Source organism: Rubrivivax sp. JA1026 (genome assembly GCF_011065555.1).
GTDB lineage: Bacteria > Pseudomonadota > Gammaproteobacteria > Burkholderiales > Burkholderiaceae_C > Rubrivivax > Rubrivivax benzoatilyticus.
The window spans coordinates 108,566-129,375 of record NZ_JAALCQ010000006.1; the positions used below are offsets into that span (position 1 = coordinate 108,566).

Sequence of the window (20,810 nt, forward strand, 5' to 3'; positions counted from 1 at the left end):
AGGCGGCGCCCGGCATCGATCTTGCGCCATTGCAGCTTGCTGCGCGATTCGGCGGCCGGCGCGCGCAAGGCCGCCGGGGCGGCGGCTTCGCGCGCGGCGCCCGGCCCCGCTCGTGATGCAATAGGGCATGGCCACCATCCTCCTCACCGGCGCGACCGGCTACATCGCCTCGCACACCTGGCTGGCGCTGCAGGCCGCCGGCTTCGAGGTCGTCGGCGTCGACGACTTCTCCAACAGCTCGCCCGTCGTCCTGGAGCGGCTGCACGAGCTCGGCGGCCGGCCGCCGGTCTTCGAGCGCGCCGACGTCTGCGACGCCGCGGCGATGGAGGGCGTGTTCCAGCGCCACAGCATCGACGCGACGGTGCACTTCGCCGCGTTCAAGGCCGTCGGCGAATCGACCGCCAAGCCGCTGGAGTACTACGCGAACAACCTCGGCGGCCTGCTCAACGTCTGCCGCACGATGCGCCGCCACGGCTGCACGCGATTCGTCTTCAGCTCCAGCGCCACGGTCTACGGCGACCCCGACTCGCTGCCGATCCGCGAGGACGCGCGGCTCACCGCGACCAACCCCTACGGCCAGACCAAGCTCGTCGGCGAGCAGATCCTGCGCGACCTGGGCGCCGCCGATCCGGCCTGGCAGACCGCCTGCCTGCGCTACTTCAACCCCGTCGGCGCGCACGAGAGCGGGCGCATCGGCGAGGACCCGCGCGGCACGCCGAACAACCTGATGCCCTACGTGACGCAGGTCGCGGTCGGCCGGCGCGAGTTCCTGCAGGTCTTCGGCGACGACTACCCGACACCCGACGGCACCGGCGTGCGCGACTACATCCACGTCTGCGACCTCGCCGACGGCCACGTCGCGGCGCTGCGCCGGCTGCTCGACGCGCCGGGTTCGTTCACCGTCAACCTGGGCACCGGGCGCGGCCACTCGGTGCTGGAGGTCGTCACCGCGTTCGCGCGGGCCAGCGGGCGGCCGGTTCCGTACAGAATCGTGCCGCGCCGGCCCGGCGACGTCGCCGCCTGCTGGGCCGACCCGTCGCAGGCGCAGTCGCTGCTCGGCTGGCAGGCGCGGCACGGCCTGGAGCGCATGTGCGCCGACAGCTGGCGCTGGCAACAGAGCAATCCCCGGGGGTTCGAAGCATGAACATCGCCGTCCAGCCGGTCGTCATGGCCGGGGGCTCGGGCACGCGGCTGTGGCCGCTGTCGCGCGCCGGCTATCCGAAGCAGTTTCTCGTGCTCGCCGGCAACACCAGCCTGTTCCAGCAGGCCGCGGCGCGGCTGCAGGCGCTGGGCCGGGGCACGGTGAAGGCGGCGCCGCCGCTGGTCGTCGGCAACGAGGAGCACCGTTTCCTGATCCTGGACCAGTTGCGTGAACTCGGCGCCGAGCCGGCCGCGGTGCTGCTCGAGCCCGCGGGCCGCAACACCGCGCCGGCGCTGACGCTGGCCGCGCTGCAGGCGCTCGAAGGCGGCGCCGACCCGGTGCTCGTCGTCACGCCGGCCGACCAGACGCTGGCCGACGAGGCCGCGTTCGGCACCGCGATGGCCGCGGCGATCGAGGTCGCGGCGCAGGGCTCGATCGTCATCCTCGGCATCACGCCCGACCGGCCGGAGACCGGCTACGGCTACATCCGCACCGAACGCGCCAGCGGTGCGCGAGTCGTCGCCCAGTTCGTCGAGAAGCCCGACGCCGAGACCGCGGCGCGCTACCTGGCCGAAGGCGGCTACTTCTGGAACGCCGGCATGTTCGTGCTGAAGGCCAGCGTCTGGATGGCGGCGCTGGAGCGCTGGCGGCCGGACATCGCCGCGGCCAGCCGCGCGGCCTGGGCCGCGCGCAGCACCGACCAGCGTTTCGTGCGTCCGGGCAAGGCCGAGTTCGCGGCGGTGCCGGCCGAGTCGGTCGACTACGCGGTGATGGAGCGCTGCCCCGGCAGCGGCCAGGACATCCGCATGGTCGAGCTCGACGCCGGCTGGAACGACCTTGGCGCCTGGGAGGCGGTGTGGCAGGTCGCCGCCAAGGACGCCGACGGCAACGCCGCGGTCGGCGACGCCATCGTGCACGACAGCCGCGGCACGCTGGTGCACGCGACGAGCCGGCTGGTCGGCGTGGTCGGGCTCGACGACGTCGTCGTCGTCGAGACGCCGGACGCGGTGCTGGTGGCCGACCGCGCGCGCAGCCAGGAGGTCAAGCAGATCGTCAACCGGCTGGGCAGCGCCCGCCGCGGCGAGCACACGCTGCACCGCAAGGTGCACCGGCCCTGGGGCTGGTACGACAGCGTCGACGCCGGGCCGCGCCACCAGGTCAAGCGCATCATGGTCAAGCCGGGCGCATCCCTGAGCCTGCAGATGCACCACCACCGCGCCGAGCACTGGATCGTCGTCAGCGGCACCGCCGAGGTGACGGTCGGCGACAAGGTGATCCTGCTCACCGAGAACCAGAGCACCTACATCCCGCTGGGCGAGACGCACCGGCTGCGCAACCCGGGCAAGCTGCCGCTGGAGCTGATCGAGGTGCAGTCGGGCAGCTACCTCGGCGAGGACGACATCGTGCGCTTCGAGGACACCTACGGGCGCACCGCCGGCTGAACCGGCACGGGCCCGGCGCCATGCCGGGCCCCGGGGTCGGGATCAGGCCCCGGCGCGGCCGATCGCGCGGTACTCGAAGCCCAGCGACTTCATGTAGGCCGGGTCGTAGAGGTTGCGGCCGTCGAAGATCACCGGCTGCTTCAGCGCCGCCTTGATGCCGTCGAAGTCGGGGTTGCGGAACTCCTTCCACTCGGTGACGAGCACCAGCGCGTCGGCGCCGGCCAGCGCCTCGGCCTGCGAGGCGACGAAGTCGACGCCCTGCAGGCCTTCCATCACGCGGCGCGCCTCGTCCATCGCCACCGGGTCATAGGCGCGAACCCGCGCTCCACGCGCCAGCAGCGCCTCGACGACGACGCGGCTGGGCGCCTCGCGCATGTCGTCGGTGTTGGGCTTGAAGGCCAGGCCCCAGAGCGCGAAGGTGCGGCCGGCGAGGTCCTCGCCGTAGCGCGCGACGATCTTGTCGACCAGCACCAGCTTCTGCCGGTCGTTGACCGACTCGACGGCCTCCAGCACCTCCAGCCGCACGCCGTTCTCGCGCCCGGTGTGGATCAGCGCCTTGACGTCCTTCGGGAAGCAGCTGCCGCCATAGCCGGTGCCGGCGTACAGGAAGTGGGTGCCGATGCGCGGATCGCTGCCGATGCCCTTGCGCACGCTCTCGATGTCGGCGCCGACCTTCTCGGCCAGGCGCGACAGCTCGTTCATGAAGCTGATGCGCGTGGCCAGCATCGCGTTGGCGGCGTACTTGGTGAACTCGGCGCTGGGCAGGTCCATGACCAGCAGGCGGTCGTGGTTGCGCATGAACGGCGTGTACAGCGCGCGCATCAGCAGCACCGCACGCTCGTCGTCGGCGCCGACGACGATGCGGTCCGGACGCATGCAGTCCTCGACCGCGGCGCCCTCCTTCAGGAACTCGGGGTTGGAGACGACCGAGAAGTCCATCTCCAGCCCACGCTCGGCCAGCGCCTGGCGCACCGCCTCGCGCACCTTGGCCGCGGTGCCCACCGGCACCGTGCTCTTGTCGACGATGACCTTGTAGTCGGTCATGTGGCGGCCGATGTTGCGCGCCGCGGCCAGCACGTACTGCAGGTCGGCCGAGCCGTCCTCGTCGGGCGGCGTGCCGACGCCGATGAACTGCACCGTGCCGTGCGCGACGGCGGCCTCGACGTCGGTCGTGAACTGCAGCCGGCCGGCGGCGGCGTTGCGGCGCACGATCTCCTCGAGCCCGGGTTCGTGGATCGGGATGCCGCCCTCGTTGAGGATGCGGATCTTGCGCTCGTCGACGTCGAGGCAGACGACGTGGTTGCCCATCTCGGACAGACAGGCGCCTGTGACGAGGCCGACATAACCGGTACCGACGACGGTGACTTTCAACGTGAACGCTCCTGGCAAACGACTGGCCGGGAGTGTAGGCGCTGGGCGGCCTGCCGACGCGCATCCGGCGCCGGCACGGCACGGGGCGCTCAGCTCAGCGCCTGGACGCGCGCGATCTGCCAGCCGCGGTCGGCGGACTTCAGGTTGGCGAGCAGCCAGAGCTCGCGGAACGGCGCGGCGCGCTCCTCGAGGCGCTCGCGGATCCAGCCCGAGAACTCGACGCTGGCGACGAGGCCGTCGCCGACCTCGTCGAGCCCGAGCAGCCGGGCCTCGAGCGCCAGCACCTCGGTGCGGTTGGGACCGGGGCCGCGCACCTCGAGCTGCTCGCGCAGCTCGGCCAGCAGCTCCTCGGTGGTGATGGCGGCCAGCGCGCGCAGATCGGCGGCGTCCCAGGCGGCCTGCAGCTCGACGAAGCTGGCCCGCGCGACACGCAGGAAAGCCTCGACGTCGTCGCCGGCGGCCGCCACGGGGGCGGGACGCGCGACGGGCCGCAGCGGGACGACGCGCCGCTTCAGGCGCGCCAGCCGACTCAGCACTTGATCCCCACGTGCAGCGCGACGACACCCGCGCTCATGTTGTGCACGTCGACGTGGCCGAAGCCGGCTTCCTTCATCATCGTCTTGAGCGTCTGCTGGTCGGGGTGCATGCGGATCGACTCGGCGAGGTAGCGGTAGCTGTCCTCGTCGCCGGCCACGAAACGCCCGATCTTCGGCATGACGTTGAAGGAATACCAGTCGTAGGGTTTCGCCAGCGGCGCGGCGACCTTGGAGAACTCCAGCACCATCAGCCGGCCGCCGTCGCGCAGCACACGGCCCATCTCGCGCAGCGCGGCGTCCTTGTGCGTCATGTTGCGCAGGCCGAAGGCGACGGTGACGAGGTCGAAGCTGCCGCTGGCGAACGGCAGGTGCTCGGCGTCGCAGGTCGTCGTCGGCAGCACCAGGCCCTCGTCGAGCAGGCGGTCGCGGCCGGTGCGCAGCATGGCCTCGTTGATGTCGGTGTGCACGACCGTGCCGCTCTCGCCGACCTTGCGCGCGAAGGCGCGCGCCAGGTCGCCGGTGCCGCCGGCGATGTCGAGCACGCGGTCGCCCGGCTTCACGTTGGCCACCGCCACCGTGTAGGCCTTCCACGCCCGGTGCATGCCCATCGACAGCAGGTCGTTCATCAGGTCGTAGCGGGAGGCGACCGAGTCGAAGACGCCGCGCACACGGCGCGCCTTCTCGCTCTCGTCGACGGTCTGGTAGCCGAAATGGGTCTGGGCCATGGGAGTTCAGGAATGGTGGGAGCCGCAGGAGCGGGCGGGCTTGGGCGGCATCGGCGCGTCGCGGTCGACACCGGCGGCGGCCAGTTGCTCCTCGTAACGCGTCCACAGGGCGGCCTCGTCGGCACCCAGGCGGTAGAGGTAGTCCCAGGTGTAGATGCCGCTGTCGTGGCCGTCGGAGAAGGTCGGGCGCACGCCGTAGTGGCCGACGGGCTCGAGCGCCTCGACGAGCACGCCGCGCTTGCCGGTCTGCAGCGTCTCCTGGCCGGGGCCGTGGCCCTGGACCTCGGCCGACGGCGAGTACACGCGCATCAGCTCGAACGGAATGCGGAACCGGGCGCCGTCCTCGAAGCCGACCTCCAGCACGCGGGACGCCTGGTGGACGGTGATCGACGTGGGTTGCGGCGCGCGGGGCGGACTCATGCTGGCGGGGGGCGTGAACGGGACGCGCGAGTGTATCGCCGCCCCCCACGAAATCAGGGCCCGGCCCGGCACCGCCCTTGACCCAAGTGGGGCCGTGACACGTCGCCGGCCACCGCATGCGCCGCGGCGGCGCCCGCGCAGCGGCCGGGCGCGCCGGCCTTACACCAGGACGCGTTCGATGCCGCCCGCATTGGCGCGGGCGACGTAGTCCTCGAGCCAGGTCTCGCCGAGCATGCGGCGCGCCATCTCGACGACGATGTAGTCGGCCTCGAGCAGGCCGGACGCCAGATCGTCCTGGTAGCGCTTCAGGCCCTGCAGGCAGCTCGGGCAGCTGGTGAGGATCTTCACACCGGCACCCGGGGCCACCGCGCCCGAGGCGCGCAGCGCGGCCTCGGCCTTGCGGATCTCCTCTTCCTTGCGGAAGCGCACCTGGGTGCTGATGTCCGGGCGCGAGACGCCGAGCGTGCCGCTCTCGCCGCAGCAGCGCTCGCTCTTCACGACGTCGGGGCCGACGAGCGCCTTGACGGTCTTCATCGCGTCCTGCTGCTTCATCGGCGTGTGGCAGGGGTCGTGATAGAGGAACGCGCCGCTGCCGGAGGGCAGCGTGACGCCCTTCTCCAGCAGGTACTCGTGGATGTCGACGATGCGGCAGCCGGGGAAGATGTCCTCGAACTTGTAGCCCTGCAGCTGGTCGAAGCAGGTGCCGCAGGACACGACCACGGTCTTGATGTCCAGGTAGTTCAACGTGTTGGCCACGCGGTGGAACAGCACCCGGTTGTCGGTGATGAGCTTCTCGGCCTTGTCGAACTGGCCGCTGCCGCGCTGCGGGTAGCCGCAGCACAGGTAGCCCGGCGGCAGCACGGTCTGCACGCCGGCGTGCCACAGCATGGCCTGCGTCGCCAGGCCGACCTGGCTGAACAATCGTTCGCTGCCGCAGCCGGGGAAGTAGAAGACGGCCTCGGTCTCGGCGCTCGTCGCCTGCGGGTCGCGGATGATCGGGACGTACTCGCGGTCCTCGATGTCCAGCAGCGCACGCGCGGTCTTCGTCGGCAGCCCGCCGGGCAGCTTCTTGTTGATGAAGTGCAGCACCTGCTCCTTCACCGGCGCCGGCCCCAGCGTCGCCGGCGGCGCGCCGGTCTGGCGGCGCAGGACGGGCTTGAGCAGGTCGTTGGCCAGGCGCTGGGCCTTGAAGCCGACGCCGACCATCGCGCCGCGCATCAGCTTGATGGTCTGCGGGCTGGTCGCGTTCAGGAAGGTCATCGCCACCGCGCTGCCAGGACGGAAGCTCTTCTGCCCCATCTTGCGCAGCAGGTTGCGCATGTTCATCGAGACGTCGCCGAAGTCGATCTTCACCGGGCACGGCGTCAGGCACTTGTGGCAGACGGTGCAGTGCTCGGAGACGTCCTCGAACTCCTCCCAGTGGCGCAGGCTGACGCCGCGGCGCGTCTGCTCCTCGTAGAGGAAGGCCTCGACGAGCAGCGAGGTGGCGAGGATCTTGTTGCGCGGGCTGTACAGCAGGTTGGCACGCGGCACGTGCGTCGAGCACACCGGCTTGCACTTGCCGCAGCGCAGGCAGTCCTTGATGCTCTCGCTGATCGCGCCGATGTCGCTCTGCTGCATGATCAGCGACTCGTGGCCCATCAGCCCGAAGCTCGGCGTGTAGGCGTCGCTCAGGTCGGCGGCCATCGCGCCGGCGACGCCGCCGCGCATCAGCTTGCCCTTGTTGAAGCGACCCTCAGGATCGACCTTGGCCTTGTAGGCGGCGAACGACGCCAGCTCCTCGTCGGTCAGGAACTCCAGCTTGGTGATGCCGATGCCGTGCTCGCCGCTGATGACGCCGCCCAGCCGGCGCGCCAGCGCCATGATGCGGGCGACGGCTTCATGCGCCGTCTGCAGCATCTCGTAGTTGTCGCTGTTGACCGGGATGTTGGTGTGCACGTTGCCGTCGCCGGCATGCATGTGCAGCGCCACCCAGACGCGCCCGCGCAGTACCTCCTTGTGGATCGCCCGGCAGGCGTCGAGGATGGGCGCGAAGGCGCCGCCGGCGAACACCGCCTGCAGCGGCTTGTACAGTTGCCGCTTCCACGACGCGCGCAGCGTGTCGTCCTGCAGCAGCGCGAACACCGTGCGGCCGCTGTCGGCCTGCACCACGTCCAGGTTCTCGAGCCAGAAGCGCCACAGCGCGCCGACCTCGGACAGCAGCGTCAGCGCCTCGGCGGCGCGGTCCTCGAGGATCTCGGCGCCGGGGATCTCGCCGGCTTCGCCACCGGGGCCGATCGGCAGCGGGCCGTCGGCGAAGAAGGCCTTCAGGCGGTCGACCAGCGCCAGCTTGTTGCGCAGCGAGAGCTCGACGTTGATGCGCTCGATGCCCTCGGTGTACTCGCCCATGCGCGGCAACGGGATGACGACGTCCTCGTTGACCTTGAAGGCGTTGGTGTGGCGCGCGATCGCCGCGGTGCGCTTGCGGTCGAGCCAGAACTTCTTGCGCGCGTCGGCGCTGACGGCGACGAAACCCTCGCCGCTGCGGCTGTTGGCGATGCGCACGACCTCGCTGGTGGCACGCGCGACGGCGTCCTCGTCGTCGCCGACGATGTCGCCGATCAGCACCATCTTCGGCAGGCCCTTGCCCTTGAGCGCACGTTTGCTCTTGGTCGCGTAGCCGACGGCCTTCAGATAGCGGTCGTCCAGGTGTTCCAGGCCGGCCAGGATGGCGCCGCCGGGCTTCTTCGCCTCGGCGAACAGGTAGTCCTTGATCTCGACGATCGACGGCACCGCCTCCTTCGGGTTGCCGAAGAACTCCAGGCAGACGGTGCGCGTGTGCGCCGGCATGCGGTGCACGACCCAGCGTGCGCTGGTGATCAGGCCGTCGCAGCCTTCCTTCTGGATGCCGGGCAGGCCGGCGAGGAACTTGTCGGTGACGTCCTTGCCCAGGCCTTCCTTGCGGAACACGCGGCCGGGGATCTCCAGGCGCTCGGTGTGCTCCAGCGTGCGGCCGCTGGTGTCGTAGGTGCGCAGCTCGAAGACGGCGGTCTCGACGTCGTGGATCTTGCCGAGGTTGTGGCCGATGCGCACCACCTCCAGCCACTTGGCCTCGGGCGTGACCATGCGCCAGGACGCCAGGTTGTCCAGCGCCGTGCCCCACAGCACCGCCTTCTTGCCGCCGGCGTTCATCGCGATGTTGCCGCCGATGCACGAGGCCTCGGCCGAGGTCGGGTCGACGGCGAAGACGTGGCCGGCACGCTCGGCGGCGTCGGCCACGCGCTGCGTGACGACGCCGGCTTCGGTCCAGATCGTGGCCACCGGCTCGTCCAGGCCGGGCAGCGTCACGCGCTCGAGCTCGGTCATCGACTCGAGCTTCTCGGTGTTGATGACGGCGCTGTTCCAGGCCAGCGGCACGGCGCCGCCGGTGTAGCCGGTGCCGCCGCCGCGCGGGATGATCGTCAGGCCCAGTTCGATGCAGCCCTTGACCAGCAAGGCCGTCTCGGCCTCGGTGTCGGGCGTCAGCACGACGAAGGGGTACTCGACGCGCCAGTCGGTGGCGTCGGTGACGTGCGCCACGCGCGACAGGCCGTCGAACTTGATGTTGTCCTTGGCCGTCACGCGGCCGAGCACGCGGCGGGCGCGCTGGCGCAGCGCGCGCACTTCCTCGAAGCGGCCGGCAAAACGCGCGACGGCGGCACGCGCGGCGGCCAGCAGTTCGCCGACGTGGCCGTCGCGCTCGGTGTCGTCGGGCTGGCGGCGGCGCTCGATCTCGCGCAGCCGGTGCTCCAGCGCGTCGGTCAGCAGGCGCAGGCGCTTCGGATTGTCGAGAAGGTCGTCCTCGAGGTACGGGTTGCGCTGGACGACCCAGATGTCGCCCAGCACCTCGTAGAGCATGCGCGCCGAACGCCCGGTGCGGCGCTCCTGGCGCAGCCGGTCCAGCAGTTCCCAGGCACGCGCGCCGAGCAGGCGGCGCACGATCTCGCGGTCCGAGAACGAGGTGTAGTTGTACGGGATCTCGCGCAGCCGCGCGGGTGCGTCGTCACCACGGTCCGGGGCGCCACGCAGGGCGGCGTCGGCCGGGACTTGAGGTGTGGCAAAGGCTTGCGGCGCGTTCATGGAGAACCTCGCATGCTACCGCAGTGCAACATCGAGACCGGATCCGGGTCTTGAGTGCCAGCGGGTAAACCCGGGTGTCCGCGCCGGGCGGCGCGTGACAGAACCGGCAACTGTCACAAATGGCACGCATGCTTCGCGTGCTGACAACTCGCTGCAGGAGCCCTCTTTCATGATCAAGAAGCCGATGTTCGCCGCCGCCGCCACGGTGGCGGCGCTGTTCGCCGTGCCCGCGCAGGCCCAGGTCGAGATCCAGTGGTGGCACTCGATGGGCGGCGCACTGGGCGAATGGGTCAACGACCTCGCCAAGGACTTCAACGCCCAGCAGAAGGACTACAAGGTGGTCCCGGTGTTCAAGGGCACCTACGACGAGTCGATGACCGCCGCGATCGCCGCCTTCCGCGCCGGCAACGCGCCGCACATCCTGCAGGTCTTCGAAGTCGGCACCGCGACGATGATGGCCAGCAAGGGCGCGGTGAAGCCGGTGGCCCAGCTGATGACCGAAGCCGGCGTCAAGTTCGACCCGACGCGCTACATCAGCGCCGTCGCCGGCTACTACACGGCGCCGAACGGCCAGATGATGAGCCTGCCGTTCAACAGCTCGACCACCGTCTTCCACTACAACAAGGACGCCTTCAAGGCCGCCGGCCTGGACCCGAACAAGCCGCCGACCACCTGGCCGGAAGTGGCGCTGGCCGCCGCCAAGCTCAAGGCCAGCGGCCACAAGTGCCCGTTCACGACGAGCTGGGTCAGCTGGACGCAGCTGGAGAGCTTCTCGGCCTGGCACAACGTCGAGTACGCGACCAAGCGCAACGGCTTCGGCGGCCTGGACACGCGCCTGGCGTTCACGACGCCGCTGCACGTGCGTCACATCGAGAACCTGGCCAACATGGCCAAGCAGGGCCTGTTCGTCTACAAGGGCCGCGGCAACGCCGCCGACGCCACCTTCGTCTCCGGCGAGTGCGCGATGATGACCGGCTCCTCGGGCCTGTACGGCAACGTCAAGCGCAACGCCAAGTTCACCGGCGGCATCGGCGCCCTTCCCTACTACCCCGACGTGCAAGGCGCGCCGCAGAACACCGTCATCGGCGGCGCCAGCCTGTGGGTGATGAGCGGCAAGAAGCCGGCCGAGTACAAGGGCGTCGCGCAGTTCTTCCAGTACATCTCGGACCCGAAGGTGCAGGCCGCCAGCCACCAGCGCACCGGCTACCTGCCGATCACGACCGCGGCCTACGAGCTGACCGAGAAGTCCGGCTTCTACAAGGAGAACCCGGGCACCGACGTCGCCGTGACGCAGATGATCCGCAAGGTCACCGACAAGTCGCGCGGCGTGCGCCTGGGCAACTTCGTGCAGATCCGCACCATCGTCGACGAGGAGATGGAGCAGGTCTGGGGCGGCAAGAAGACCGCCAAGGAAGCGCTGGAAGCGGCCAAGAAGCGCGGCGACGAGCAGCTGCAGCGCTTCGAGAAGGCCAACCGGTCGTGAGTGTCGCCGCAGCCCCCGCGCATCCATTGCCGGGTGGACGCGGCGCGCGAGCCTGTTAGGCTCGCGGTCTTTGTTTCGCGCCCTGCGGGGCGCTCCGGGCGGCGGGCGTTCCCCTGGCGGGCGCCCGCCGTCGTCGTGACGGGAAGCCAGCGTTGGCTGCAGAAAAAAGAGTCCGCTTCAAAAACGCGTGGCTGCCCTGGGTGCTGATCGCACCGCAGATGGCGGTCATCCTCGTCTTCTTCTTCTGGCCGGCGGCGCAGGCGCTGCACTACAGCCTGCTGCAGCAGGATGCGTTCGGCACCAGCGTCGAGTACGTCGGGCTGGAGAACTTCCGCCGCCTGATCGACGACGAGAGCTATCTGCAGTCGTTCCAGATCACCGCCGTGTTCTCGACGCTGGTGGCCGTCGTCGGCATCTCGGTGTCGCTGGTGCTGGCGGTGATGGCCGACCGCGTGGTGCGCGGCGCGCGCTTCTACCGCACGCTGCTGATCTGGCCCTACGCGGTGGCGCCGGCGCTGGCCGGCGTGCTGTGGCTGTTCATGTTCGCGCCGTCGATCGGCATCGTCAGCTACTGGCTGCGCGAGGCCGGCATCGACTGGAACCACCTGCTCGACAGCGGCGACGCGATGGCGCTGATCGTCATGGCCGCGGTCTGGAAGCAGGTCTCCTACAACTTCCTGTTCTTCCTGGCCGGGCTGCAGTCGATCCCGAAGTCGCTGATCGAGGCCGCCGCGATCGACGGCGCCGGCCCCTGGCGGCGTTTCTGGACGGTGCAGTTCCCGCTGCTGACGCCGACCAGCTTCTTCCTGCTGGTCATCAACATCGTCTACGCCTTCTTCGACACCTTCGCGATCGTCGACGCGGCCACCCACGGCGGCCCGGGCAAGGACACGGCGATCCTCGTCTACCGCGTCTACTACGACGGTTTCAAGGCGCTGGACCTGGGCGGCTCGGCCGCGCAGAGCGTGGTGCTGATGGTCATCGTCGTCGCGCTGACGGTGATCCAGTTCCGCTACGTCGAAAAACGGGTCAACTACTGATGGTCGAGAACCGCCCCGTCGCGACGCTGCTGTCGCACCTCGTGCTGGCGCTCGGCGTGCTGATCGTCGCCTTCCCGGTCTACGTCACCTTCATCGCCAGCACGCAGACCGCCGAGCAGATCGTGCAGAACGTGCCGATGTCGCTGCTGCCCGGCGACAACATGCTCGAGAGCTACAAGCTGGCGCTGTTCGGCGGCCAGAGCGGCTACGGCAGCAAGATCGCGCCGGTGCTGCCGATGCTAGAGGTCAGCCTGGTGATGGCCCTGGTCATCGCCATCGGCAAGATCGTCATCTCGCTGCTGTCGGCCTTCGCCGTCGTCTACTTCCGCTTCCCCGGCCGCGGCCTCGTCTTCTGGATGATCTTCGTGACGCTGATGCTGCCCGTGGAGGTGCGCATCGGCCCGACCTACGAGGTCGTCTCCAACCTCGGCATGCTCAACACCTACGCCGGGCTGACGGTGCCGCTGATCGCCTCGGCGACCGCGACCTTCCTGTTCCGGCAGTTCTTCCTCACCGTGCCCGACGAGCTGGTCGAGGCCGCACGCATCGACGGCGCCGGGCCGATGCGCTTCTTCAAGGACGTGCTGCTGCCGCTGTCGAGCACCTCGATCGCGGCGCTGTTCGTCATCCAGTTCATCTACGGCTGGAACCAGTACCTGTGGCCGCTGCTGATCACGACCAGCGAGGACATGTACCCGGTGGTCATGGGCATCAAGAGCATGATCTCCGGCGGCGACGCGCAGACCGAGTGGAACGCGGTGATGGCCACCGCGATCCTGGCGATGCTGCCGCCGGCGGCGGTGGTCATCCTGATGCAGAAGTGGTTCGTCAAGGGCCTCACCGACAGCGAGAAATGAATCCCCCCCGAAGCGCCTTCGGCGCTCCCCCCCAGGGGGGCGCCGCCAGCGGCCCGGAGAAGCCGGTTCCGCGGCGGCCGCTTGATCGGGCCGAGCGCGGGTGATCCACGCGCTCATCGACAAGACACGCGAGAAGACATGGGTTCGATTTCCCTCAGACAGGTCGAGAAGACCTACGGCGCCGGCGCGCGCAGCTTCAAGGCGATCCACGGCGTCGACGCCGAGATCGCGGACGGCGAGTTCATCGTCATCGTCGGCCCCTCGGGCTGCGGCAAGAGCACGCTGCTGCGCATGGTGGCGGGGCTCGAGGACATCTCCGGCGGCGAGATCGACATCGGCGGGCGTGTCGTCAACCAGCTCGAGCCGGCGCAGCGCGACATCGCGATGGTCTTCCAGAACTACGCGCTGTACCCGCACATGACGGTCTACGACAACATGGCCTACGGCCTGAAGATCGCCAAGGTGCCCAAGGACGAGATCGAGCGCCGCGTGCAGAAGGCGGCGAAGATCCTCGAGCTCGGCACGCTGCTGCAGCGCCGCCCGCGCGAGCTGTCCGGCGGCCAGCGCCAGCGGGTCGCGATGGGGCGCGCGATCGTGCGCCAGCCGGCGGTCTTCCTGTTCGACGAGCCGCTGTCCAACCTCGACGCCAAGCTGCGCGCCCAGACCCGGCTGGAGATCCAGAAGCTGCACCGCGAGCTCGGCGTCACCTCGCTGTTCGTCACCCACGACCAGGTCGAGGCGATGACGCTGGGCCAGCGGCTGATCGTCATGAACGCCGGCCGCATCGAGCAGATCGGCACGCCCGAGGACGTCTACGGCCGCCCGGCCTCGACCTTCGTCGCCGGCTTCATCGGCTCGCCGCCGATGAACCTGATGGCCGGCCAGGCCGCAGGCGGCCGCTTCGAGCTCGGCGGCGCGACGATCGCCCTGCCGGCCGCGGCGCCGCGCGACGGCGCGCTGACGCTGGGCGTGCGCCCCGAACACGCCGCGCTGGGCGCCGGCGGCTGGCCGCTGAAGGTCGAGATGCTGGAGATGCTGGGCGCCGAGCGCCTGGTCTACGGCCACGTCGGCACCGCCGCGTTCACGCTGCGCATCGACGGCACGCTGGTGCCCCCAGCCGCAGGCGACACCGTCGGCCTGGTCGTGCGGCCCGAGCATCTGCACTGGTTCGATGCCGCCAGCGGCCAGCGGGTCGGCTGATGCAAGCCTGGCCTTATCCGCTGTGGCTGGCGCACCGCGGCGCCGGCAAGCTGGCGCCGGAGAACACGCTGGCCGCCTTCCGCCTCGGCGCGTCGCACGGCTACCGGGCCTACGAGTGCGACGTGAAGCTCAGTGCCGACGGCGTGCCCTTCCTGCTGCACGACGCGACGCTGGAGCGCACGACGAACGGCAGCGGCGTCGCCGGCAACCGCCCCTGGAGCGAGCTGTCCCGGCTGGACGCCGGCAGCTGGCACTCGCGGACCTACGCGGGCGAGCCGCCGCCCAGCCTGGAGGCGATCGCCGCCTGGCTGCTGCGCAACGGCTTCCATCTCGACCTGGAGATCAAGCCGACACCGGGCACCGAGCGCCGCACCGGCGAGGTCGTCGCCGCCGCCTGCCGCCGGCTGTGGGCCGGCCAGGACGTGCCGCCGCTGCTCAGCTCGTTCCAGCCCGAGGCGCTGGCCGGGGCGCGCGCCACGGCGTCCGAGCTGCCGCGGGCGCTGCTGATCGACACCTTGCGCGACGGCTGGTACGAGGAGGCGCTGGCGCTCGGCTGCGTCGCCGTGATCCCGAACTACCGCCTCGTCGACGCGGCGCTGGTCGAACGCGCGCGCGCCGACGGCCTGCGCGTGCTCTGCTACACCGTCAACGACCCGGCCGAGGCGCGCCGGCTGCTCGCCGCCGGCGTCGCCGGGCTGATCACCGACGCCGTCGACCGCTTCTCGCCCGACGCCGCACGCGTCGTCGACTGAAGCCGCGGCTCAGGCGCCGCCGGCCGTCACCGGCTTGGCCGCGCTGGGCAGCGAGCGCACGCCGCGGATCACCGGGTGCCACCAGGCGGCGATCACCAGCAGCATCGACACGCCGCCGGCAAAGGCCAGCGCCGAGCGCAGGCCGTGGTGCTCGCCGAGCCAGCCGCCGATCAGCGCACCGGGGCCGGCCGGCAGCAGGATCAGCCAGCGCATCGTGCTCGTCATGCGGCCGAGCATCGGCTCCGGCGTCACCGCCTGGCGCAGCGCCAGGAAGTTGATGAAGGCCAGCACCGCGCCGGCGCCGTAGAGCGCCAGCGTCGCGGCAAACGCGGCCACGCCCCAGGGGCCGACCGGCGCCGCCGCCAGCAGCAGCCAGCCGCTGCCGCAGACCCCGAAGCCCAGCACCATGCTCGGCCCTGGCCCGATGCGCCGGCTGATGCGGTTGCCCCAGACGCTGGCCGTCACGGTGCCGGCGCCCAGCGCGATGTAGCACAGGCCCACGGCGTGTTCGGACAGACCGAGCGTGCGCGTCGCGAACAGGATCTGCACCACCTGGGCCGCGTTCTGGCACAGCTGCCAGGTGCCGACGGCGACGGCCAGCGCGACCAGCAGCTTGTGCTCGGCGACGAAACGCAGACCTTCGGCCAGCTCGCGGCCGAAGCGCGCGTCGGGGCGCGGCGTGCGCCGTTCGTCGACATGGATGCCACGCAGGATGGCCGCCGAGACGATGACCAGCACCGCGTCGACCAGCAGCGCCAGCGGCGCGCCGAAGAGCTTGATCAGCAGGCCCGCGAACCCGGGGCCGGCGACGTCGGAGCCCGAGGTCGCGAGCGCGTTCTTGGCGTGCGCCTCGACCAGGCGATCGCGTTCGACGACCTGGGTCAGCACGATCTGCGAGGCGGTGCCGGCCACCGTGAAGATGCAGCCGATGAAGAAGCCGACGGCATACAGCCAGGGCATCGCCAGCCAGCCCATCGCCCAGGCCAGCGGCACGCTGGCCACCGCGACGCCGATCAGCACCTCGCCGGCGATGTAGACCGGCAGCTTGCGCACGCGGTCCAGCCAGACGCCGGCCGGCAGCGAGAACAGCACGAACGGTGCGATCTCCATCGCCGTCAGCAGCCCCATCTGCGTCGGCGTGGCATGCAGCAGCACCGCCGCGGTCAGCGGCAGCGCGAGCATCGTCACCTGGCCGCCGAGCGAGCTGATGAGGATCGAGGTCCAGAGCCGGCGGTAGGTGGCGTTTCGAAGCAGGTCGCCCGGCGGCAGCGTCAGGGCGGCGCGCAGGCGGGCGAGCAGCGCGCGGGTCATCGTGCGGATCTCCGGTCGTCGGATGCGGGCCTGCCGCGGAACACGGGCGACACCGAGACGACACGATCGGCGGCCCGCGGCCGGCGCGCGGCGCGCCGGCCTGTCGACGGCGGCTGGGGCGGTGGACGCCGGCCGGCCGTCGAGGGGGGAAGGGGCGGCGATCCTAGCAGCCCCGGACCGGCGGCACGACCGCCGGAGAAGGGATCAGGAGCGGTAGTCGGCGTTGATGCTGACGTAGTCGTGCGACAAGTCGCAGGTCCAGACCGTCGCCGCCGCCGCGCCGCGGTGCAGGTCGACCCGCACCGTGATCTCGGCCTGCTTCATCACGCGCTGGCCGTCCTCCTCGCGGTACGCCGGATGGCGGCCGCCTTCGCGCACGACGTGCACGTCGTCGAGGAAGAGGTCGATCAGGCCCTGGTCGAGGTCGGCGATGCCGGCGTAGCCGACGGCCGCCAGGATGCGGCCGAGGTTGGGGTCGCTGGCGAAGAACGCCGTCTTGACGAGCGGCGAATGCGCCACCGCGTAGGCCGCGGCGCGGCATTCGGCCTCGTCGCGGCCGCCCTGCACGGTGACGGTGATGAACTTGGTCGCGCCTTCGCCGTCGCGCACGATGGCCTGCGCGAGCTGCTGCGACACCGCGATGACGGCGTCGCGCAGCGTGCGGCCTTCGGCCGAGTCGAGCGTGGTGATCGGCGCGTGGCCGGCCTGGCCAGTGGCGATCAGCACGAACGAGTCGTTGGTCGAGGTGTCGCCGTCGATCGTGATGCGGTTGAAGCTCAGGTCGGCGGCCTCGCGCACCAGCGGCTGCAGCAGCGCCGCATCGACGGCGGCGTCGGTGGCGACGAAGCCGAGCATCGTCGCCATGTTCGGGCGGATCATGCCGGCGCCCTTGGCGATGCCGGTGACGGTGACCGTGCGCCCGCCGATCTGCACCTGCCGCGACGCCGCCTTCGGCAGCGTGTCGGTGGTCATGATGCCTTCGGCGGCCTCGGCCCAGCCGTCGGCACGCAGCGCGGCCCAGGCGGCCGGCAGGCCGGCTTCGAGGCGCTCGACCGGCAGCGTCTCCATGATGACGCCGGTCGAGAACGGCAGCACCTGGCGCGGCGCGACGCCGGCCACCGCGGCCAGCGCGTCGCAGCTGCGGCGCGCGCGCGCCAGGCCGTCGGCGCCGGTGCCGGCGTTGGCATTGCCGGTGTTGACGACGATCGCGCGGATGCCGTCACCGCCGGCCAGATGCTCGCGGCAGACCTGCACCGGCGCGGCACAGAAGCGGTTCTGGGTGAACACGCCGGCCACCGCCGAACCTTCGGCGAGCTCGAAGACGACGAGGTCGCGCCGGCCGGCCTTGCGGATGCCGGCCATCGTGACACCCAGGCGCACGCCGGCGACCGGCAACAGGGACGCGGGAACAGGGGCGGACAGGTTCACGGGCATGGCGGCGGCGCAACGGCGAGGCGGATGGAAAGCGGATTCTAGGAGCGCCTCCGGTGCAACCCTGCCCCCGTGCGGTGCAGCGCTGCGCCGCCGCGGGGAACCCCGGTCCAACCCGCCCCCGCAGTCGCGGGATGGGGGGTCCCGGGGGCCTGCCGCGGCGCTGCACGCCCAGGGGGCCACTACCCATAATCGTTCGCACTTCGGGGGCGGACCGGCAGCCTGCCACCCGAAACGCATTCGACGGCTGCCCCGCGGGCCACGCCCCGAACCGGCAGCTCTCGCTCGCATCTCCACCCCATGGCCGCCACAGAGGCGCCGCGAGACGGCGCCCGCACAGGAGTGAATGACCTCATGAGAAAGCATCACCTCGTGCCGATGCTGACCGCCGTCGCGGCGGCAGTCGCGCTGTTCGGCGCGTCGGCGCAGGCCGCGTCGGGTTCGGTTCCGGCTTCTGCGGCCGAATCGGGCAGCCTCTGGTTCGTCGAACTCGCGGGCAAGCCGGTGGCCGACGGCAACACGCGCGCCTCGGTGCGCGCCGAACAGGCGGCGATGCGCACGGCCATCAAGGGCGCCAAGCTGCGCCTGAAGGAGCGCCGCGCCTACGACACGCTGTTCAACGGTTTCGTCGTCAAGGTCGACGCCGCCGACCGCGCCAAGCTGGCGATGCTGCCCGGCGTGCAGGCGATCTACCCCGTGACCCAGATCGCGGCCCCCGAGCCCGTGAAGGGCGCCGGCACCGCGCCCGACCTGGCCGCGGCGATCCACATGACCGGCGCCGCGGTCGCCCAGCAGCAGCTGGGCCTCAGCGGCCAGGGCGTCAAGGTCGGCATCATCGACACCGGCATCGACATCGACCACCCGGCCTTCGGCGGCAGCGGCAGCAACGGCACGACCGCGTTCCCGACCGCCCGGGTCGTCAAGGGCTACGACTTCGTCGGTGACGCCTACAACAGCGGCGGCAGCGGCGACGCGCTCGTGCCGGTGCCCGACGAGAACCCGGACGACTGCGGCGGCCACGGCACGCACGTCGCCGGCATCGTCGGCGCCAACGGCGGCGGCCTGCTCGGCGTGGCGCCCAAGGTCACGTTCGGCGCCTACCGGGTGTTCGGCTGCACCGGCACGACCTCGTCGGACATCATGCTCGCGGCGATGGAGCGCGCCTACGAGGACGGCATGCAGGTCATCAACATGAGCCTGGGCGCGGCGCGGCAGTGGCCGCAGTACCCGACCGCCAAGGCCGCCGACAAGCTGGTGTCCAAGGGCGTGGTCGTCGTCGCGTCGATCGGCAACAACGGCCCGGGCGGCTCGTCGCCGGACGCGCTGTACGCCGCCGGTGCGCCCGGCGTCGGCGACAAGGTCATCGGCGTGGCCTCCTACGACAACGCGCAGCTGTCGTTCAAGGTCGGCACCACGCCGTTCGGCTACACCGCCGCCACCGGCTCGCCGATGGCGCCGACCAGCGGCTCGCTGCCGCTGGCCAAGACCGGCACCACGACCACCGCCGACGACGCCTGCGTCGCCCCGGCGGCCGACAGCCTGACCGGCAAGGCGGTGCTGATCCGCCGCGGCACCTGCAGCTTCTACCAGAAGGCCTACAACGCGCAGCTCGGCGGCGCCGCGGCGGTCATCCTCTACAACAACGCCGCCGGCGCACTGAGCCCGACGGTGGCCGGCACCCCGGCGGTGACGATCCCGGTCGTCGCCGTCACCGCCGAGCAGGGCGCGGCGCTCGACGCCGCCATCACCGCCGGCAACGCCAGCCTGGCCTGGACCGGCAGCTACGTCTCCTGGCCCTACGGCACCGGCGGCCTGATCTCCGGCTTCAGCTCCTACGGCCTGGCCGCGGATCTCTCGTTCAAGCCCAACGTCGGGGCCCCGGGCGGCGGCATCTACTCGAGCTACCCGCTGGAGCTCGGCGGCGCGGCCAGCCTGTCGGGCACGTCGATGTCCTCGCCGCACGTGGCCGGCGGCGTCGCGCTGATCCTGGAGTCCAACCCGCGGCTGCGTCCGGCGCAGGTGGCCGAGCGGATCTACAACACCGCCGATCCGGTCAACTGGTCGGGCAACCCGGCGCTCGGCTACCTCGACTTCGCCCACCGCCAGGGCTCGGGCATGCTGGACATCGTCGGCGTGATCCAGAACACCGCGACGGTGTCGCCGAGCCAGCTCGCGCTGGGTGAGAGCGCGGCCGGGCCGTCGCAGCGCACGCTGACGGTGAGCAACCGTTCGGGCGCCCCGGTGACCTACACGATCTCGCACGTCGAGGCGCTGGCGAGCGGGCCGAACACGACGACCGGCGCCAGCTACAACCTCAGTGGTGTCTTCGCGGCACCGGCCACGGTGAGCTTCAGCCAGTCGACGCTGACGGTGCCGGCCCGCGGCACGGCCAAGTTCAGCGCCACGATCACGGCCAACGCCTCCCTGGTCGAGCGCGGCCTGTACGGCGGCTACATCGTGCTGACGCCGACCAACGGCACGGCCCCGCTGCGCGTGCCGTATGCCGGCTTCAAGGGCGACTACCAGTCGACGGTGGTGCTGACGCCGACGGCCAACGGCTTCCCCTGGCTGAGCAAGCTGGCGGCCGGCACCTACACCAACCAGCCCGAAGGCGCGAGCTACACGATGGCCGACGGGGACATCCCGTACTTCCTCGTGCACTTCGACCACCTGTCGCGCAAGGTGGTGCTGGAGGCCTACGACGCCGACACCGGCAAGTCCTGGCACCGCGTCAGCCTGGACGAGTACGTGACCCGCAACTCGACGCCGGGCGGCTTCTTCGCCTACACCTGGGACGGCACGACCTTCCGCGGCAAGGGCCAGAACCCGCGCGCCTGGACGACCGTGCCGAACGGGCGCTACGTCGTCAAGGTCTCGGTGCTGAAGGCGCTGGGCAACGAGGGCACGGCCACCGACTGGGAGACCTGGACCTCGCCGGTCATCACCATCGCGCGGCCCTGAACGCAGGCTGCGCCGTCCAAGGGGCCCTTCGGGGCCCCTTTT

15 protein-coding genes are annotated in these 20,810 nt (G+C 71.0%); 8 read left to right on the forward strand and 7 right to left on the reverse strand.

From position 1 onward, the window contains the following. The first annotated feature begins 127 nt into the window (after positions 1-127). Both galE and G5B56_RS11830 read left to right on the forward strand, forming a co-directional pair. Positions 128-1,144: a UDP-glucose 4-epimerase GalE gene (gene galE, locus G5B56_RS11825; RefSeq protein ID WP_164963330.1), complete on the forward strand. Its 1,017-nt coding sequence runs from the start codon at positions 128-130 to the stop codon at positions 1,142-1,144. Beyond that, positions 1,141-2,583, forward strand: a complete 1,443-nt coding sequence (locus G5B56_RS11830; protein WP_164963331.1) for a mannose-1-phosphate guanylyltransferase/mannose-6-phosphate isomerase — start codon at positions 1,141-1,143, stop codon at positions 2,581-2,583. Before galE ends, G5B56_RS11830 begins: the two co-directional genes overlap by 4 nt. A gap of 42 nt (positions 2,584-2,625) precedes the next feature. On the opposite strand, the gene G5B56_RS11835 is transcribed toward G5B56_RS11830, so the two are convergent. The 5 genes from G5B56_RS11835 to G5B56_RS11855 all read right to left on the reverse strand — a co-directional run bounded on the left by G5B56_RS11835 (position 2,626) and on the right by G5B56_RS11855 (position 9,733). Continuing rightward, complete coding sequence (locus tag G5B56_RS11835) at positions 2,626-3,954, reverse strand: UDP-glucose/GDP-mannose dehydrogenase family protein (RefSeq protein WP_164963332.1); 1,329 nt, start codon at positions 3,952-3,954, stop codon at positions 2,626-2,628. Between the two features lie 89 nt (positions 3,955-4,043). Further along, positions 4,044-4,490, reverse strand: coding sequence for a TIM44-like domain-containing protein (locus G5B56_RS11840; RefSeq protein WP_009856634.1), 447 nt, complete (start codon positions 4,488-4,490; stop codon positions 4,044-4,046). Then, positions 4,484-5,215 (reverse strand): bifunctional demethylmenaquinone methyltransferase/2-methoxy-6-polyprenyl-1,4-benzoquinol methylase UbiE, encoded by a 732-nt coding sequence (gene ubiE / locus G5B56_RS11845; protein ID WP_009856633.1) that lies wholly within the window; start codon positions 5,213-5,215, stop codon positions 4,484-4,486. The genes G5B56_RS11840 and ubiE overlap by 7 nt, the downstream gene beginning before the upstream one ends. 6 nt (positions 5,216-5,221) lie before the next feature. Next, a complete protein-coding gene (locus G5B56_RS11850; RefSeq protein WP_029718655.1) occupies positions 5,222-5,635 on the reverse strand; it encodes a gamma-butyrobetaine hydroxylase-like domain-containing protein in 414 nt (137 codons plus the stop codon). 159 nt (positions 5,636-5,794) lie between these two features. Continuing rightward, complete coding sequence (locus tag G5B56_RS11855; RefSeq protein WP_206023515.1) at positions 5,795-9,733, reverse strand: DUF3683 domain-containing protein; 3,939 nt, start codon at positions 9,731-9,733, stop codon at positions 5,795-5,797. Between the two features lie 169 nt (positions 9,734-9,902). On the opposite strand from G5B56_RS11855, the gene ugpB reads away from it, so the two are divergent. From ugpB to ugpQ, 5 genes are all read left to right on the forward strand, one after another. Beyond that, complete coding sequence (gene ugpB, locus G5B56_RS11860; protein ID WP_206023516.1) at positions 9,903-11,216, forward strand: sn-glycerol-3-phosphate ABC transporter substrate-binding protein UgpB; 1,314 nt, start codon at positions 9,903-9,905, stop codon at positions 11,214-11,216. A gap of 218 nt (positions 11,217-11,434) precedes the next feature. Further along, positions 11,435-12,256 carry a sn-glycerol-3-phosphate ABC transporter permease UgpA gene (ugpA, locus tag G5B56_RS11865; RefSeq protein ID WP_050801745.1) on the forward strand — a complete coding sequence of 274 codons (822 nt, stop codon included), beginning with the start codon at positions 11,435-11,437 and terminating at the stop codon, positions 12,254-12,256. Next, positions 12,256-13,113, forward strand: coding sequence for a sn-glycerol-3-phosphate ABC transporter permease UgpE (ugpE, locus tag G5B56_RS11870; protein WP_009856628.1), 858 nt, complete (start codon positions 12,256-12,258; stop codon positions 13,111-13,113). The genes ugpA and ugpE overlap by 1 nt, the downstream gene beginning before the upstream one ends. A gap of 138 nt (positions 13,114-13,251) precedes the next feature. Further along, the gene (locus G5B56_RS11875) at positions 13,252-14,313 is read left to right on the forward strand and encodes a sn-glycerol-3-phosphate import ATP-binding protein UgpC (protein ID WP_164963333.1); all 1,062 of its coding nucleotides are present in this window, start codon (positions 13,252-13,254) and stop codon (positions 14,311-14,313) included. Next, a complete protein-coding gene (ugpQ, locus tag G5B56_RS11880; RefSeq protein ID WP_164963334.1) occupies positions 14,313-15,065 on the forward strand; it encodes a glycerophosphodiester phosphodiesterase in 753 nt (250 codons plus the stop codon). Before G5B56_RS11875 ends, ugpQ begins: the two co-directional genes overlap by 1 nt. A gap of 9 nt (positions 15,066-15,074) precedes the next feature. On the opposite strand, the gene G5B56_RS11885 is transcribed toward ugpQ, so the two are convergent. Then, on the reverse strand, positions 15,075-16,376 hold the full coding sequence (locus G5B56_RS11885; RefSeq protein WP_164963335.1) for an MFS transporter: 1,302 nt from the start codon (positions 16,374-16,376) through the stop codon (positions 15,075-15,077). Positions 16,377-16,580: 204 nt separating this feature from the next. After that, on the reverse strand, positions 16,581-17,810 hold the full coding sequence (argJ, locus tag G5B56_RS11890) for a bifunctional glutamate N-acetyltransferase/amino-acid acetyltransferase ArgJ (protein ID WP_029718657.1): 1,230 nt from the start codon (positions 17,808-17,810) through the stop codon (positions 16,581-16,583). 351 nt (positions 17,811-18,161) lie between these two features. On the opposite strand from argJ, the gene G5B56_RS20080 reads away from it, so the two are divergent. Continuing rightward, entirely contained in the window at positions 18,162-20,768 is a 2,607-nt protein-coding gene (locus tag G5B56_RS20080) for a S8 family serine peptidase (RefSeq protein WP_240920799.1), read from the forward strand. The last annotated feature ends 42 nt before the right edge of the window (positions 20,769-20,810 follow it).